This window comes from Allobosea sp. OAE752 (assembly GCF_050433265.1).
Classification (GTDB): Bacteria; Pseudomonadota; Alphaproteobacteria; order Rhizobiales; family Beijerinckiaceae; genus Allobosea; species Allobosea spartocytisi.
In genome coordinates, this window is record NZ_JBNPXO010000005.1 from 308,796 (window position 1) to 323,614 (window position 14,819).

Here is a 14,819-nt window from a genome sequence, read left to right on the forward strand (position 1 = left end):
CCCTCGTTCTTGTCGCGCTGCGGAGAGACCGTGCGCGTTTAGGAGCCGGAGCCGTGCCGAAGCCCGATTGACGGCCAAGGGTCAGTCCATCGCGTTATCGCGATAGCATCCAATTGAATTTATCTGTTGTTGCGATAGATTTTGTTTATCGGCCCGCAAAGCGGCCCAAAAATTGCTTGTCTGAGGGTGTGGGAGCCGATGCCGAACTGGACGCTGAAGCAGCTCGAAAGCTTCGTCTGGGTCGCGAAGCTCGGCAGCTTCCGGGCGACGGCGGAGCGCCTGAATACGACGCAGCCGAATATCTCGGTGCGCATCTCTCAGCTCGAATCCGTCCTCGGCGTGCGGTTGTTCCACCGCGACTCCGGCTCGGTCGCGCTGACACCAATTGGGCATTCGCTGCTGGGGCAGGCCGAGCGGGTGCTGCAAGCGTCCGAGGAATTCTCGCAGCAATCGATCCGCTCGGACCAGCAGGTCGGCGTCCTCAGGCTCGGCGTCGCCGAGCTCATCGCCCAGACCTGGCTGCGCGACTATCTGCTCGACCTGCGACAGGTCTTCCCCAATGTCGATGTCGAACTCAGGGTCGATCTGACGATCAACCTGCGCGAGGAGCTGGTTTCGCGGTCGCTCGACCTATGCCTGCTGAACGGCCCGATCTCCAACTTCAACATCAGCAATGTCGATCTCGGTTCCGTGCCCTATCTCTGGGTGGCCTCGCCTCGGCTTGGGCTCAGCGGTTCCGACCTTGCGACGATGGCCTCGCATACGATCCTGACCCATGCGCGCAATACGCGCCATTTCGTCGAGCTCTCGGCGCATTTCCGCGACAACTGGGAGAGGCCGGTCCGGATCGTGCCGTCGAGCAGCCTCGCCGCCAGCCTGCAGATGACTCTCGACGGGCTAGGCATCGCACCGATGTCGCGGACGCTGGTGGAAAAGTACCTGGACGCCGGAGAGCTGGTTGAATTCCCTTATGAATGGAAGCCCAGCCCTCTGATTTTCACGGCATCATATGCCCACACGCCAGCCAGCTTCCTGCTCAAGCGGGCGGCCGAACTGGCGGGGGAGCGGGCCGCGCGACAGCATCGCGGCAACATCGTCGAGCCGATGACACAATAGCCCGACGGCAGCGGGCAGAAGCGTTGTGTCGATAAACATTCTCTATCGAATAGTATTGAAAATAATAATTCGACGACATCGACGCCGCGTTCCATCCTCCGCCTCTCGAACAACGGAGGCGCGTAAGCCATGTCCATTCTCGGGGCCCGCCTGGGCGTCGATATCGGGGGAACCTTTACGGATGTCGTGCTTGAGCAGGGCGGACAACGGTTCTCGACCAAGGTTCTGACGACCTATGCCGCGCCCGAGGATGCGATCATCGAGGGGATGCACCGGGTCTGCGCCAAGGCCGGCATCGCAGCCTCCGCCATCGGGCAGATCATCCATGGCACGACGCTGGCAACCAATGCGCTGATCGAGCGGCGCGGCGCCAAGACCGCGCTCATCACGACCGAGGGTTTTCGCGACGTCATCGAGATGCGGACCGAGAGCCGCTTCGAGCAATACGACCTCAACCTGACGCTGCCGGAACCGCTGCTGCCCCGCAACCGCCGCTACACGGTCAAGGAGCGCATGGATGCGCGCGGCAAGGTCCTGATCCCGCTCGATCGCGCCACCGTCGAAACCCTGGTCGATGAACTGCGCGAGGCCGGTTACGAGAGCGTCGCGGTCGGCCTGCTGCATTCCTATGTCAACGACGCGCATGAGCGCCTGATCCAGGAGGTTCTGGCCGAACGCCTGCCGGGCGCGATGGTCTCGCTCTCCTCGGAAGTCTCGCCGCAGATGCGGGAATACGAGCGCTTCAACACGACGATCGCCAACGCCTATATCAAGCCGCTGATGAAGAGCTATCTCGTCCGGCTGAAGGGGCGGCTCGCGGCCGAGGGCGCCGCCTGCCCGATCTTCCTGATGCATTCGGGCGGCGGCATCATCTCGCTGGAAAGCGCCTCGGAATTCCCCGTGCGCCTCGTCGAATCCGGCCCGGCGGGCGGCGCCGTCTTCGCCGCGGATATCGCCGCGCGGCACGGTCTGAAGAAGGTGCTCTCCTTCGACATGGGCGGCACCACCGCGAAGATCTGCCTGATCAAGAACTACACGCCCAAGACCGCGCGCGTCTTCGAGGTCGCCCGGACCTATCGCTTCAAGAAGGGCTCGGGCATGCCGATCTCGATTCCCGTGATCGACATGGTCGAGATCGGGGCCGGCGGCGGCAGCCTCGCCCATGTCGACTCGATGAACCAGATCCGCGTCGGGCCGGAAAGCGCGGGCTCGGAGCCCGGCCCCGCCTGCTACGGCCGCGGCGGAAAGCGCCCGGCCGTGACCGATGCCGACGTCATCCTCGGCAAGATCGACCCGGACAATTTCGCGGCCGGCACGATCCCGCTCTTCGCTGACCAGTCGGCTGCCGCGCTGACGAGCGAGATCGGCGGCAGGCTCGGCATGGACGCCTTGGAAAGCGCCTGGGGCGTGGCCGAGGTCGTCGACGAGAACATGGCCAATGCCGCCCGTGTCCATGCCGTCGAGAACGGCGAGGACCTCTCGGAATACACGATGATCGCCTTCGGCGGCGCCGCGCCCCTCCATGCCGGCCGCCTCTGCGAGAAGCTCGGCATCGCCCGCTGCCTCGTGCCGCCCGGTGCCGGCGTCGGCTCGGCCATCGGCTTCCTGCGGGCACCGTTCAGCTTCGAGGCCAACCGCACCCTGTTCATGCGGCTCGCCCAGTTCGACACGAGCCGCGTCACGAAGCTCTTCGACGAGATGGAGGAAGAGGCGACGCGGGTGGTGCGCTCCTGCGGCTGGTCGGGCGCGATCGAGGCCGAATACAAGATCTACATGCGCTATGCCGGCCAGGGCTGGGAAATTCCGGTCACGCTGACGCCGGAGGAAGCCCGCGCCGCCGATCCCGCCGTCATCCTCAAGCGCTTCGAGCACGAATACGCCAATCTCTTCGGCCGCACCGTGAAGGGCCTCGCCGCCGAGATCACCGTCTGGTCGGTCAATGCCCATACGCCGCAGGAAGCGGTTACCCCGGTTGCGGCGGTCTCTCAGATGCGCGACGCGCCGGCCGAAGGTAGCCGCTCCGTCTTCGATGCCGGGCTCGGCCGCCGGGTGGAAGCGCAAGCCCATAGCCGCGACGCCCTGCCGGCCGGCAGCCGGATCGCAGGCCCCGGCATCGTCACCGAGGACGAGACCACCATCGTCCTGCCCTCGAGCCGCTTCGCCGTCACGCTGAACGACGGCTGCATCGACATCCGCCTCACCGAAGCCGCACCCGCCGCTGCCGTCGCCGCGCGGAAGGAGCCCGCCCATGTCTGAGATCTCCAAGGTCGCCTATCAGGTCATGTGGAATCGCCTGATCTCGGTCGTCGAGGAGCAGGCGCAAGCGCTGATCCGCACCTCCTTCTCGACCTCGGTGCGCGAGGCCGGCGATCTTTCGGCCGGCGTCTATAACGAGAAGGGCGAGATGCTGGCGCAGGCAGTGACCGGCACGCCCGGCCACGTCAACGCCATGGCCGATGCCGTCGCCCATTTCATCCGCCGGATCGGGCGCGAGAACATCGCCGAGGGCGACGTCTACATCACCAACAATCCCTGGGAGGGCACCGGCCATCTGCACGACATCACCGTCGTCAGCCCCTCCTTCCACAAGGGCCGCCATGTCGGCTTCTTCGCCTGCACAGCGCATATCGTCGACATCGGCGGGCGCGGCTTCGGTGCCGACGCCAACTCGGTCTACGAAGAGGGATTGCACATCCCGATCATGAAGTTCGTCGACCGCGGCACGGTCAACGAGACACTGGTCACGATCATCCGCGGCAATGTCCGCGAGCCCGACCAGCTCGTCGGCGACATCTACGCGCTCGCGACCTGCAACGAGATCGGCCATCGCCGGCTGGTCGACATGATGATCGAGTTCAAGCTCGCCGACCTCGCCGGCATCTCCGATTTCATCCTCACGAATTCCCGCCAGGCGACGCTCGACAAGATCGCCGCCCTGCCCCGCGGTGAAGCGGAAGGTCATATGCGGATCGACGGCTACAGCCGGCCGATCGACCTCAAGGTGAAGATCTCGATCGAGCCGGACGGCGTGCTCTGCGACTGGGCCGGCACCTCCGGCGTCGACAAGAACGGCATCAACGTGCCGCTGGTCTATACGAAGGCCTATACATGCTACGCGCTGAAATGCGCGATCGCGCCGGAAATCCCGAACAATGCCGCCTCGCTGGAGCCCTTCCGCATCACGGCGCCCGAGCACACCATCGTCAACGCGGTCTGGCCGGCGCCGGTGGCCCTGCGCCACATCATCGGCCACATGGTGCCGGACACGATCTACGACGCTCTCGACAAGCTCCTGCCCGGCCTCGTCCCGGCCGAAGGCGCCGGCAGCCTCTGCAACTTCCAGGTCTCGCTGCGGCCACGCAGCGACGGACCCTGGCCAGCCGATCCCGTGCGCGCCGAGGTTCTGACCTTCAACTCCGGCGGCTCGGGCGCACGGCCTGCGCTCGACGGCATGAACGCAACCGCCTTCCCGTCCGGCGTGATGACGATGCCGGTCGAGGCGACCGAGCAGGTTGGCCCAGTCATCGTCTGGCGCAAGGAGCTTCGGCCCGATTCCGGCGGCAAGGGCCGGCATCGCGGCGGGCTCGGTCAGCATATGGAAGTCGGCGCCTGGGAAGGCTACGAATTCGACATCCAGGCGATGTTCGATCGTGTGCACCATCCGGCCCGCGGCCGGCGCGGCGGTGGCGGCGGCGCGCCGACGACGATCGCGCTCGACGACGGCACCGCGATGAAGGGCAAGGGCAAGCAGTTCGTGCCGCATGGCCGCAAGGTCGTCATGGCCTTCCCGGGCGGCGCCGGCTACGGCGCGCCCGCAGAGCGGGAGCAAGCCAGCATCGAGCGTGACCTGGCGCTGGGCTACATCTCGGCCGATGCCGCCCGCGTCGATTATGGCCTGACCGAGGGCCGCGCGGCGGATGTCCTTGCGACATCGCGCCGTGGTGAACTGCCTCGCTAGAGCATGCGCGATCCGATCAGGTTGGTTCAGCCTGATCGGACCCGGCTTCAGGCCCGCTCGGGGAACGCTCGGGCGGGATGGTCTCCACCTTCTTCATGAAAGCCGAGCGATGAATTTGCCTTCCAACAGATTCCTGGCGTCGATCCGCAGCGGGCAGCCGCAGATCGGGCTTTGGCTCAGCCTTGCCAGCGGGTACGCGACCGAGGCCGTCGCAGGCGCCGGCTTCGACTGGCTCCTGATCGACACCGAGCACTCGCCGAACGACCTGGGCTCCGTCCTCACCCAGCTTCAGGTTCTCGCCGCCCACCCGGTAACCCCGATCGTGCGCCCCGACTGGAACGACCCGGTCCTGGTCAAGCGACTGCTCGACATCGGGGCGCCCGGCCTGCTCTTCCCGATGGTCCAGTCGCCCGAGGAGGCTGCACGAGCCGTCGCAGCAACGCGCTACCCGCCGCACGGCATCCGCGGCGTCAGCGGCTGCACGCGCGCCAATGGCTTCGCGCGCATGAGCGACTATTTCAGCCGGATCGAGGAAGAAACGGCCGTGCTCGTCCAGGTCGAGACACGGGCGGCGATCGCGCAGGTGCTGGAGATCGGGCGTACCGAAGGCGTCGACGGCGTCTTCTTCGGGCCTGCCGACATCGCCGCCGATATGGGCCTGCTGGGGAAGCCGAGCGATCCGGCGGTCTGGGATGTCATCCGGCCGGCGGCGCGGAAGCTTATCGAAGCCGGCATCCCGGTCGGCACCCTCGTCTTCGATCCCGCCTTCGCGAGGAGCCTCGTCGCCGAGGGCTTCTCCTTCGTCGCCTGCGGATCGGACGCCGTGCTCCTGGCCCGTGGTGCCGACAGCCTTTCGCGGACGATGAGAGGCTGAGCTCCGGCTCGCCTCGCCTTCTCACATGACCTTGCCACGGCGAGGTCGTCGCCTGATGGCGCCAGTCGGATCGCCGGCCTTATCGGGCCGGCACCGTCGATCGAGATCGCCAATTTTTGGAGCTTGCTCCATTCGAGCGTGCTCCAACATGGCGTCCGGATCGAGATCGGAACGACCGGGCGGCGGCGCTCGAGATCGGCAAGCCCGCGCGCCGACGCGATGAGCCCTCCTCCGCGCAAGCCGACGATTCTCACTTCTTGGGCTCGGATGGGCGGCGGTCGGACGACCAGACGAGCTTCAAAGTCGGCGTTTTGCTCTCTGTGGTCGGTTTGGTGAGGCGGCGCCTCTTGCGGGCCAGAGCCAAGCGCGAAATGAAACGAAGATGATTCCGTGGATCCTGCATCATGTGCCCCGGGTGATCTGGTTTGTTTCGATTTGGCCGGCACAGGCGTAGCGAGACAACAAACCGCAAGATCGAGGCCAGCACCTCATTCGATCGATGGAGGCAAGCGGGAAGCCGGATTCAACAGAGTCATTGCCCGATCGACACCGCCGTGATCCGCGACGTCGATACCTATCGACCAGCGGACCGGGCGACGCTCGGACAGAATAAATCGAAGCGAGGAGGGTAAGGGCCACGCGCAAGACGATGCGACAAGCGGCAGGGTTCCCGAGTTAAACCCTTGATTTAAATGGCGCGGGCGACGGGGCTCGAACCCGCGACCTCCGGCGTGACAGGCCGGCACTCTAACCAACTGAGCTACGCCCGCGCTGGGCGACTGAGGCGCGGTGGCCGTCAGCGAGGTGTGGATTATGGCCCCGGGCCGGAAGTGTCAAGCGCCCGATGCCGGCAAAACCAAATCGGTGGAAAAATATCTCCGGCACCGCGAAAGGACGCGCCCCGCGCCGGGCCGCAAAACTCATTCCCGAGAGGCCAGACAGGGATCGAGCATCACATGGCGGGCGTTCTGGCGGGCGTAGCCGCCGCGCAGCACCGCCATATCGCCGAGCTTCAGGTCGTTGGCGCCATAGGTCACGCAGAGCACGCGCACGCCCGGATCCGCGCAGACGGCGACATACCAGACCGCGCCATCGGTCTGGATCAGGGTGACGGGGCCAGCGATCGCCATATCGACACGCGAATCGCGCGGCACCGATTCCGGGAGCTGGGCCGCGATGCTCTCGCAGCTCGCCGGCGTCGCCGGCTGCTCGGGCTGGGAGAAGGCGGGGCGCCCCTCGAAGAAGGAATCGGGCAGGAGCGACTGCGCGGCCGCCTGTTGCGCGGCGAGGAGGGCGAAGCCGGCCAGCCACCGCAAGGCAAGACCGGGATGTCGTGATCGGAAGCTCATGGCCGGAACAGTGCCGACGAAGATGGCGGAATTCGGCTGCGTACCGCAGCGCTTTGCGGGCAACGCTGCCGAGCCTGCTTGCGATACGCGCGCCGAGGCCTTAAACGCGAGCGCTGAGGGCGGTTAGCTCAGTCGGTAGAGCGTCTCGTTTACACCGAGAATGTCGGCGGTTCGAGCCCGTCACCGCCCACCATCCCCTTATTGATTGATATCGCTAGGCTTTTCGCTCTGCGTCAGGCCGAGCGGGCCGCCGATGTTCTCTTTGCGCCCATGTTATGCCCACGATTGCCGGCCCGAAACGCCTGGTTGAGGCCGTCGCGGCGGCTCGTATCTAGGTGGCCGTAGACGCGATCCGCCGTCTTCGCCGACATGCCGGCGATCTTCGCCGCCGTGTGCAGATCGAGCCCGGCCGTCAGTACCCAGGTCATGAAGGTGTGGCGCAGCACGTGCGGGCTGACATCGGTCTTCCATTCCCGCGCGCCGTCCTTGCCCTCGACCCATTCGCCGAGCCCGGCAAGCTGCACGGCGCGGCCGAAGCCCTTGGTCACCGAGGCGACAGGCTCGCCGTGGAAGGTGACCAGCCAGCCGCTGTTCGACTTCGGTTGCCAGCGGCGCAGATGGGCGAGCATGCGGTCGGGAAGGCCGATCGGCGGCTGCCGCTTCTTTGTCTCCGCCCTGCCCTCCGCGAGGCGATAGAACACGCCGGAATGCAGATCGATGAAGGAGCGATCGGCCGCTGCCGTGAAGCTCGCCGACAGGATCGCGCTCGACCGCGTGCCGGTGTAGATGCCCATCAGAATGAAGCGGCAGAGATGCCGCAGCGGATAGAGCACCTGATTCTTCGGGCCGCGCTGCTTGTAGCGCCAGCAGGTCCAGAGCAGGCTAGCCGCCTCGTCCCGCGTCAGGAAACGCTCGCGGGCCTTCGGCGCCTTGGGATAGGTGATCTTCGGCGCATAGGCGAGAATGCCTTCCTTGACGGCGTAGCCCAGTGCCGCCGACAGGTGCTCAAGGTCGCGGCGAACGGAGGATGCCTTCGGCAACTTCGGCTTGCGGCCGGGGCGCGGCGCCGGGGCGATCTTGCCGGTTGTTCTCTTCTTTATATATGCGCGGCACCAGTCGCCGTTGATCGCGGCGCAGCTATCGGTCCCGGCGTGAGCCATCAACAGTGGGACGATTCCGGCGACCATGTCGGCGCGGGCGAGCTCCTCGCCCCGGCCATCGGTATAGAAGCCGAGGATCTCGTCGATCGTTACCTGAGAGGGATCACAGGCGCGGAGCGTCGTGAGCCGCTTTCGGCCGAGGTAGTCTTCAAGCGCTGCTTCAGCCTCTGCACGCTGCGCAAGGCCGAACCCGGTACTGGTTTCAACGCCTCGATCGAGGATGACCCAGGCCGGCTCGCGGCCCTGGCGTTCGCGGACATAGAGGCGCGGTCCCTTTGGGCGGCGCGGCATGCTTCGATCATCCTCCTGACGGCGGCGAGCGTGGTGTATTCGCGCCTGCCGGTGATCCATGTGTCAAGTCGTCCGCGATCCCGCTCTGCCCGCAAGGTGCGCACCGTCATGCTCCCGTCGGGAAAGGCCACCATCGCGGCGGTTTCCAACGTGATCGCGTCATCATCGGCAAAGGCTGCTTTCATGGCCCCCTCACCTCCTCGCAAACCGGCCTGTTCGCCAGCTCGAGCAGCACGTCGGCATGGCAAGGCGCGCCGGGCTTGCACCAGCAGGCGAGGTTATTGCTGCGCAGATCGCGCAATATGTCGTCTCGACCCATGTAGAGCGGAACGATGTGCGGAGGATGCGGCGCAGTCAGGTCACGGAAGGCGTCTACCGCCTCTGCCGCGGTCTCGACGTCCTTGCCGATCACGAAGGGGTTCCCCCAGCGCGACGGCCGCGCGACATTGATCGCCGGTAGCCCGTTGGTCGCCTGGGACAGCGCTTGAAGATCGAAGCCTTTTCGGCGCGAGAGCTGAAGGCGGACAGGATTAGGCATCGCCGTTCCCCTGCCCGATTTGCTTGGCGTTCTTTTCGAGCACTTTGCGGACGTTCACGACCAGGCGGACGCCGTTCATGATCTGCTTCGCCAACTCGGCACGCGCCATCGCATCGGGCACGCTGATCTTGCCGGCGCGGAGGTCCGTCAGGTCGGTGGCGAGCCCGCCGATCACATCCTCAAGCGAGAACCGATCCGAGATCGGCGTCGTGTCATCGCGCGCGCGCATGGCGGGCCTCATGATTGAGCTGATCGGTGATCGCGGCGAGGCGGCGCATGACATACAGATCGCCGCGGCTGACATTGAGGTTGTAGCCGACGCCCCGCGCATAGTTGACGCAGTAAACGCAGACGAGCTTTGCCGATGGCCCGTCGCCGCTACGCCGCCCTTCCTCGCGCGGCTCCTGGCAAACGACACAGGTGAAGTCGATCGGAGGCGGAAGCCGATGCGGCCGGCGCTGGGCAAGCTTCAGCTCGACACCGCGCAGGAAGGCCTTGCACTCGCCATCGACGAAGCGGATCTGAATCTTATCCTCCTGCTTCATCGCCGTGCCTCGGGCATGGCGTTGTGCTCGGCGCCGTCGAGGAGGCGGCCGGCGGCCTTCTTGCCGACGCGGCGAGAAGTTAGGTCGCCGCTCCAAGGATCGCGATGCGTCCCAAAGTTATGGACAGCGCTCGCTGGCAGCCGATGCATTTCGGGCCAGTCGTAACCGTGATTATCGCAGCGCCGATAGGCGAACAGTGGCCTCTCGTCGAGCTGGCCTCGATTGGCCTCGCCGGGCAACCACTCCCCCCATTGCTTGAAGAAGAACGCCGTGCCGGCGGCGGCGCACTGGTCGCGGATGCTGCGCGCCCATGCGGGGTGCATCGGCCGGGCGCCCGGCCCGCTTTCGCCGCCGACGATGATCCAGTCGAGCTTATGGTCGGGATTGCCATACACGCCGTCGACGACGCCCTCGCTGTCGAAATGCAAGCCCGATAGGGCATCGAGCCTGAGACCATCCGGATAGCGAATGCCCTCGAAATCGATCGGCCCAAGCAGCGGCTCGGCGCTGACGAAGCGGATCGCCGCCGGCGTCGCCAACAGCTCGGGCACACGCTCGTCGGCGCGCTTCTGGTCCTCGGCGCTGACGCCGAGCCAGACGTTGGGGAGCGGCATGCGGACCAACCGCTTGACCGCGACCAGCAGCTCGACGGGCAGCTTCCCGCCCATGATACGATCGGCCTCGTCAGCAATGATGTCGTCGCGATTCGGCAGGCGGTCGAGATACGATCGCATGCGCTCGGCGCGCTTCGTCAGCAGCTGAAAGATATGCTTGTCGCGCCCGTCCGCCCCCGGCGGGCAAAGATGCAGCAGCTCGGCCAGGGCCATGACCGCGACGACGCGGTCGATCCATTCCTCGGGCGTATCCTCGTGGAAGAGGTCGCCCATGCTGTTCACGAAGTAGGTGGTCGGCTTCCTCCGGCGCAGGGGCTCCATGAGGATGTGATCCGGCGCCAGGGTCAGCTGCCCGGTCCAGACGGCCTTGCCGTTGACGCGCCTCGTCATGGCTTCTGCCGGCGCCCCGGCCCATTTCCGGCCGCGATAGACGTCCTTGAAGCGGTCGGCCATGCCCATGGCGTAGCAGTTCGTGCAGCCTGGCGAGACGATCGTGCAGCCGACGATCGGGTTCCAGCTGCGCTCGGTCCATTCGATCGAAGTATCGCCCATCTCAGCCTCCGGAGAGCACGCCGGGATAGGCGGACTGGATCGCCTCGCGGAGGTCGATTACCGACGCATCATCCGGGCAGTTTTCGAGGAAGCGCAGGGCGAAGCGGGCGGTCATGCGCTCGTCGTGGAGCGTCGGGTGCTGGCGGCTGCCGTTGAAGCGCTGGCCGGCTTCGCCATTGCCCGCGAGCGCGCCGATGATCTCGTGCGCGTCGATGTCGGATTCGAAGCTGAAGCGACTAGCCATGGCCGGGCACCTTTCCAACTTCGATCATGACGGGCGGATGCTGCGTGCCGAGCACGCGCAGGATGACCGGCGCGCCCTGAACGATCGCGGCGATCTCGGCCGGGGTCGGGAGCCACGCGGTTTCCATGGCCGGCGTGTCCGGCCCACCGACCGTGCAGTTGATCACGACGTCGCGCAGCGGCAGGCCGAGATAGCCTTGGCTCTTGCCGAGCACGCGCGTGGCGCCTTCGATTATGCCGATCTGCATGGCTTCGCCTCCGGCGCCGGGTCCGGCCCGCGAACGTGGCCGATAATCAGGGTTGCGAGGTCGGCGCCGCGGCGCAGCACCGGAAAGGAGGGGCCGAGGTCGCGCTCGAAGCCGAGCGCCTGCCATTCGGCATATTGGTTGCTCCAGCGCAGCAGCCACATGGCGCCCGTCGCATCGGTGCCGAGATACTGGCCCGGCGCGCCGGGCGCAGGCAGGCCGGGCGTCATGTCGATATGAACCGGGAGGGGCGTCGTCATGCGACCTCTCCCACCGCCTGCATGTAGAGATCGAGGATGGCTTCGTTCTCGCGGCGCTCGTCGATGTCGATCTTTCGGAGGCGAACGACCTGGCGGATGATCTTGGGGTTGTAGCCGTTGCCCTTGGCCTCGGCGTAGACCTCCTTGATGTCGTCGCCGATCGTCTTCTTCTCCTCCTCGAGGCGCTCGATGCGCTCGACGATGGATTTGAGCTGATCGCCCTGAACCGGATCGTCCATGTCGCCTCCGGAATTGCTGGGGTAGATCATCGGGCGACCGCCCGGTTGGTGCAGACGTACCGGTCGGCGCGCAGCGCCGCGCGGTTCGCAGCCGTGTTGAGGACCACCGGGCCGGCGTCGCCGTCGACGATCTTCGGGGGCGTCGCCACGGCCATGGCATCGACGATCTCACAGGAGATCGGGAAGCGGATGGCCCATCGGTTGTCCTGCTTCGTGAGATAGTCCCAGCGCGCAAGCACTGTTGCCAGGTCGTAGCGGCCTGACCACGACAGCGGATAAGCATACCCGGCGAAGTCAGGGCGCCAGAACGTGACACAAGGCCGGCGCACCCACTCGGGGCGAAGGTCGGCGATGTAGAACAGGCCGGGGCCGCTCATTGGGGCGCCCCATCTCTGCGGTCGATGCGCTCGATCTCGGCGATCAGCAGGGCGGCAGCTTTGACCAGCATTCGCCGGGCAGTGCCGGGCTTCCACCAGGCGCGCTCCCACGGCCAGAACGACTTGAACCATTGGTCGACGCGGCCGGGAAAAGTTGCAGCGAGCGTGTAGGCTGCGGCGGCGGACGCCATTTGCCCTGCGTCATGCTCATCGTCGTGCGCAGGGGTCCAGCCCTTCTTGTCGACATGGCGATGGCGTTCGGCGACGACATCTCGGATTGCGGCACTCGTCGTCAGTCGGGTCGCAAGGCCGCGCGCTACGGACGTCTTGTTGAACTTGCGCTCGACGGCGGGACCGAGATCAATCCCCGTATCCATAGCGATCAGGTCGATGCAGATAATGCCGTCGGACAGTTCTTCAGCGAGATCGTCAAGCGTTGCGCGCGAGCCGACCAAGCCGATCCGTTCGCGTTCCAGCTTCTTCAGCACGTTGCAGGCTTCGCCGATCTCGCCAGCGAGTTCGTTGCCCCGGAACGAAAGCGAGACGCGCTCGCTGCCGGTGTTCCATTCCTTATCGCGGGCGATATTGGCCGCTCTTAGATCGGAAAAGATCACCGTCCCGCCTCCAGCATCACGGCGCCGATGCGCTCGCAGGTATGGGCGACGAGAGCGAGCAGCTCGGTGCGGCGGGCGTTCAGCGACTGGCGGGCGTGCTCGCGTTGCTCGAGGCGCTTTTCGGCGGCGGCGAGGCTGGCCTCGGCGCGGGCCAGCGCCTGGCGGCCGTCGCGGATGGCGGCGCTGTCCTGCAGGATCTCGCTGCGCAGTTTCTCCGCCTCGGCATCGAGCACGGCGAGCGCCGTCTCAACCTCGCGCAGCACAACCTCCGCCGCGACGGGCGGTGGCGGCGGCGCCGGAGCATAGTTGCGCCCGGCATTGAAGGCCTCGCCAAGCGGCGTCGGCACGGCGCACCGCCGCTCATCGTCATAGAGGCCGCGATAGCTGGCGATGCTGGCGAAGCCGCGTTCGGCCAGCGCCTGCACCGTGCGGTCATTGACCGGCTGATGCGGAAAGGCGCGGCTGTACCATGCGCCGTTGGCGGCGCGGATCAGGGCGCCACTGCGCATGAGCCGCAAAGCCGTACGCTGCGGCGTGGTCAGCGGCGGCAAGGGCCGCCCTGCCCCGATCTGCGCCGCCGCCGTCACTGGCGCACCTTGCCGGCGTTGCGCGCGATCTTCTTCGCCGCTTCCAGATGGGTGGCGATCTCCTCCTTCGTGAAGTCGATCAGGAGATCGTCCTCGGTCACGCCGCCGGCGGACGCGGCATGATGGGCGAGGAAATCCGCCATGCGGGCCGGCACCGAACGGAGGGCTGCGGCGGGGCGGCGGGCAACGGTCTGGGCGATCATGGGGCTGGTCCTTTCAGGCGCCGGAGAGAACCGAAGACCAGATGAGGACGGCGCCTAGAAAGGCCGCGAGCGCGCCAAGCTCCGCAACGGTGGCGAGGTTGCGCCGCGCGATGCGCCAGGCGGCGTAATCGCGCGGGGACAATTCGTCAGCGGCGGGGATGTGGCAGGCGGGACGAACGCACATGGCAACGCCTCATCGGGTTTCGATGGGCGCAACATGATGCGGAAAATGAACCGCGTCAATACAGAATGCGGAAAATAAAACGCACTACTGACGGAGGCAGGCCATCCAGCAGCGAGCCGGCAAGCAGACGGAACCGCAATGACTGGGAGCGGCATTCATTGTCGGTTAGCTGCGCAGGGCCTTGCCCGACTTGATCTGCCTCAGCACCGATCTTCTCGCCTCGTTGGCGATCGAGCGGACCTGCGCTGCAGGGATCGCTGCGATGACCTCGCTGAACGATACGACCGGGACATCCATCATCTCCGGGGCGTTGTAGCTCATGAGATGATAGAAGCCGGGCTTCGTCCCTTGAAGAACACGCTTCAGATAGCGCGCGCCCTCTGCCGTTTCGACAGCCGCGGTATGCCCGATTACGCCCCCAGGGTGATCAGCAAAACGCGAGCAGACAATTACATCGCCCGAATCGTACTTGGGCCACATGCTCTCGCCTTGAATCTGAAAGGCCAGCGCATCGTCAGGCAGCGGAAACGGCACCTGAACCTCAAAGAGCGGCTCATGATGGGCGACTTGAGCGCTCGACGTGTCAATCGATCCCCCGGCGCCGATGTATCCGTACACGCCAACGACACTGAGCTCCGGAGCCGCGCCGGGGCCATCGCCGATTCCGTAGGCTAACCACTCGGGCGATACGGAAAGCGCCCCTGCAAGCTTCCGAGTTGTGTCGACGGTCGGCGAAGAATCAGGATTCCGCATGATACCTCTGATCGCATCCGGGCTCATGCCGGCGGCGAGCGATGCGGCGCGCGGCGTCAGCCCCTTTGCCAGAAGCGCCTGCTCAATCCTGTCAACAATGGTCTTTCCCATGTGCGG

Annotated in this window: 20 protein-coding genes and 2 tRNA genes; 5 read left to right on the plus strand and 17 right to left on the minus strand. The window is 66.0% G+C overall.

Annotated features, from left to right (window positions below; genetic code table 11):
• Positions 1-198: 198 nt before the first annotated feature.
• The 4 genes from GGC47_RS15540 to GGC47_RS15555 all read left to right on the plus strand — a co-directional run bounded on the left by GGC47_RS15540 (position 199) and on the right by GGC47_RS15555 (position 5,948).
• On the plus strand, positions 199-1,116 hold the full coding sequence (locus tag GGC47_RS15540) for a LysR family transcriptional regulator (protein WP_429068461.1): 918 nt from the start codon (positions 199-201) through the stop codon (positions 1,114-1,116).
• A 129-nt stretch (positions 1,117-1,245) separates the two neighbouring features.
• Positions 1,246-3,372, plus strand: a complete 2,127-nt coding sequence (locus GGC47_RS15545) for a hydantoinase/oxoprolinase family protein (protein ID WP_142020800.1) — start codon at positions 1,246-1,248, stop codon at positions 3,370-3,372.
• Entirely contained in the window at positions 3,365-5,074 is a 1,710-nt protein-coding gene (locus tag GGC47_RS15550) for a hydantoinase B/oxoprolinase family protein (RefSeq protein ID WP_185747830.1), read from the plus strand. Before GGC47_RS15545 ends, GGC47_RS15550 begins: the two co-directional genes overlap by 8 nt.
• A 109-nt stretch (positions 5,075-5,183) precedes the next feature.
• Entirely contained in the window at positions 5,184-5,948 is a 765-nt protein-coding gene (locus tag GGC47_RS15555) for an HpcH/HpaI aldolase family protein (protein ID WP_142020799.1), read from the plus strand.
• A gap of 693 nt (positions 5,949-6,641) precedes the next feature.
• On the opposite strand, the gene GGC47_RS15560 is transcribed toward GGC47_RS15555, so the two are convergent.
• A tRNA-Asp gene (locus tag GGC47_RS15560) sits at positions 6,642-6,718 on the minus strand.
• A 150-nt stretch (positions 6,719-6,868) separates the two neighbouring features.
• Positions 6,869-7,297, minus strand: a complete 429-nt coding sequence (locus GGC47_RS15565; protein ID WP_038368763.1) for a hypothetical protein — start codon at positions 7,295-7,297, stop codon at positions 6,869-6,871.
• Positions 7,298-7,414: 117 nt separating this feature from the next.
• On the opposite strand from GGC47_RS15565, the gene GGC47_RS15570 reads away from it, so the two are divergent.
• Positions 7,415-7,490, plus strand: a tRNA-Val gene (locus GGC47_RS15570).
• A 40-nt stretch (positions 7,491-7,530) separates the two neighbouring features.
• On the opposite strand, the gene GGC47_RS15575 is transcribed toward GGC47_RS15570, so the two are convergent.
• From GGC47_RS15575 to GGC47_RS15645, 15 genes are all read right to left on the minus strand, one after another.
• Entirely contained in the window at positions 7,531-8,748 is a 1,218-nt protein-coding gene (locus tag GGC47_RS15575) for a tyrosine-type recombinase/integrase (protein WP_429068462.1), read from the minus strand.
• Between the two features lie 181 nt (positions 8,749-8,929).
• Entirely contained in the window at positions 8,930-9,286 is a 357-nt protein-coding gene (locus tag GGC47_RS15580; RefSeq protein ID WP_429068463.1) for a DUF4326 domain-containing protein, read from the minus strand.
• On the minus strand, positions 9,279-9,515 hold the full coding sequence (locus GGC47_RS15585) for a hypothetical protein (protein WP_429068464.1): 237 nt from the start codon (positions 9,513-9,515) through the stop codon (positions 9,279-9,281). The genes GGC47_RS15580 and GGC47_RS15585 overlap by 8 nt, the downstream gene beginning before the upstream one ends.
• The gene (locus GGC47_RS15590) at positions 9,499-9,831 is read right to left on the minus strand and encodes a hypothetical protein (RefSeq protein ID WP_429068465.1); all 333 of its coding nucleotides are present in this window, start codon (positions 9,829-9,831) and stop codon (positions 9,499-9,501) included. The genes GGC47_RS15585 and GGC47_RS15590 overlap by 17 nt, the downstream gene beginning before the upstream one ends.
• Positions 9,828-10,997 (minus strand): phage Gp37/Gp68 family protein, encoded by a 1,170-nt coding sequence (locus tag GGC47_RS15595; RefSeq protein WP_429068466.1) that lies wholly within the window; start codon positions 10,995-10,997, stop codon positions 9,828-9,830. The genes GGC47_RS15590 and GGC47_RS15595 overlap by 4 nt, the downstream gene beginning before the upstream one ends.
• A gap of 1 nt (position 10,998) precedes the next feature.
• Complete coding sequence (locus GGC47_RS15600) at positions 10,999-11,241, minus strand: hypothetical protein (RefSeq protein WP_429068467.1); 243 nt, start codon at positions 11,239-11,241, stop codon at positions 10,999-11,001.
• Positions 11,234-11,488 carry a hypothetical protein gene (locus GGC47_RS15605; RefSeq protein WP_429068468.1) on the minus strand — a complete coding sequence of 85 codons (255 nt, stop codon included), beginning with the start codon at positions 11,486-11,488 and terminating at the stop codon, positions 11,234-11,236. The genes GGC47_RS15600 and GGC47_RS15605 overlap by 8 nt, the downstream gene beginning before the upstream one ends.
• Positions 11,473-11,745 carry a hypothetical protein gene (locus GGC47_RS15610; RefSeq protein WP_429068469.1) on the minus strand — a complete coding sequence of 91 codons (273 nt, stop codon included), beginning with the start codon at positions 11,743-11,745 and terminating at the stop codon, positions 11,473-11,475. The genes GGC47_RS15605 and GGC47_RS15610 overlap by 16 nt, the downstream gene beginning before the upstream one ends.
• On the minus strand, positions 11,742-12,014 hold the full coding sequence (locus GGC47_RS15615) for a DUF2312 domain-containing protein (protein ID WP_429068470.1): 273 nt from the start codon (positions 12,012-12,014) through the stop codon (positions 11,742-11,744). The genes GGC47_RS15610 and GGC47_RS15615 overlap by 4 nt, the downstream gene beginning before the upstream one ends.
• The gene (locus tag GGC47_RS15620; RefSeq protein ID WP_429068471.1) at positions 12,011-12,361 is read right to left on the minus strand and encodes a hypothetical protein; all 351 of its coding nucleotides are present in this window, start codon (positions 12,359-12,361) and stop codon (positions 12,011-12,013) included. Before GGC47_RS15620 ends, GGC47_RS15615 begins: the two co-directional genes overlap by 4 nt.
• Positions 12,358-12,975, minus strand: coding sequence for a MazG-like family protein (locus GGC47_RS15625; protein WP_429068472.1), 618 nt, complete (start codon positions 12,973-12,975; stop codon positions 12,358-12,360). Before GGC47_RS15625 ends, GGC47_RS15620 begins: the two co-directional genes overlap by 4 nt.
• Complete coding sequence (locus GGC47_RS15630; protein ID WP_429068473.1) at positions 12,972-13,562, minus strand: hypothetical protein; 591 nt, start codon at positions 13,560-13,562, stop codon at positions 12,972-12,974. The genes GGC47_RS15625 and GGC47_RS15630 overlap by 4 nt, the downstream gene beginning before the upstream one ends.
• Positions 13,559-13,765: a hypothetical protein gene (locus GGC47_RS15635; protein WP_113254656.1), complete on the minus strand. Its 207-nt coding sequence runs from the start codon at positions 13,763-13,765 to the stop codon at positions 13,559-13,561. The genes GGC47_RS15630 and GGC47_RS15635 overlap by 4 nt, the downstream gene beginning before the upstream one ends.
• A gap of 13 nt (positions 13,766-13,778) precedes the next feature.
• Entirely contained in the window at positions 13,779-13,949 is a 171-nt protein-coding gene (locus GGC47_RS15640; RefSeq protein WP_162737970.1) for a hypothetical protein, read from the minus strand.
• A 165-nt stretch (positions 13,950-14,114) separates the two neighbouring features.
• Positions 14,115-14,813, minus strand: coding sequence for an XRE family transcriptional regulator (locus GGC47_RS15645; protein WP_185747815.1), 699 nt, complete (start codon positions 14,811-14,813; stop codon positions 14,115-14,117).
• Between the last annotated feature and the right edge of the window lie 6 nt (positions 14,814-14,819).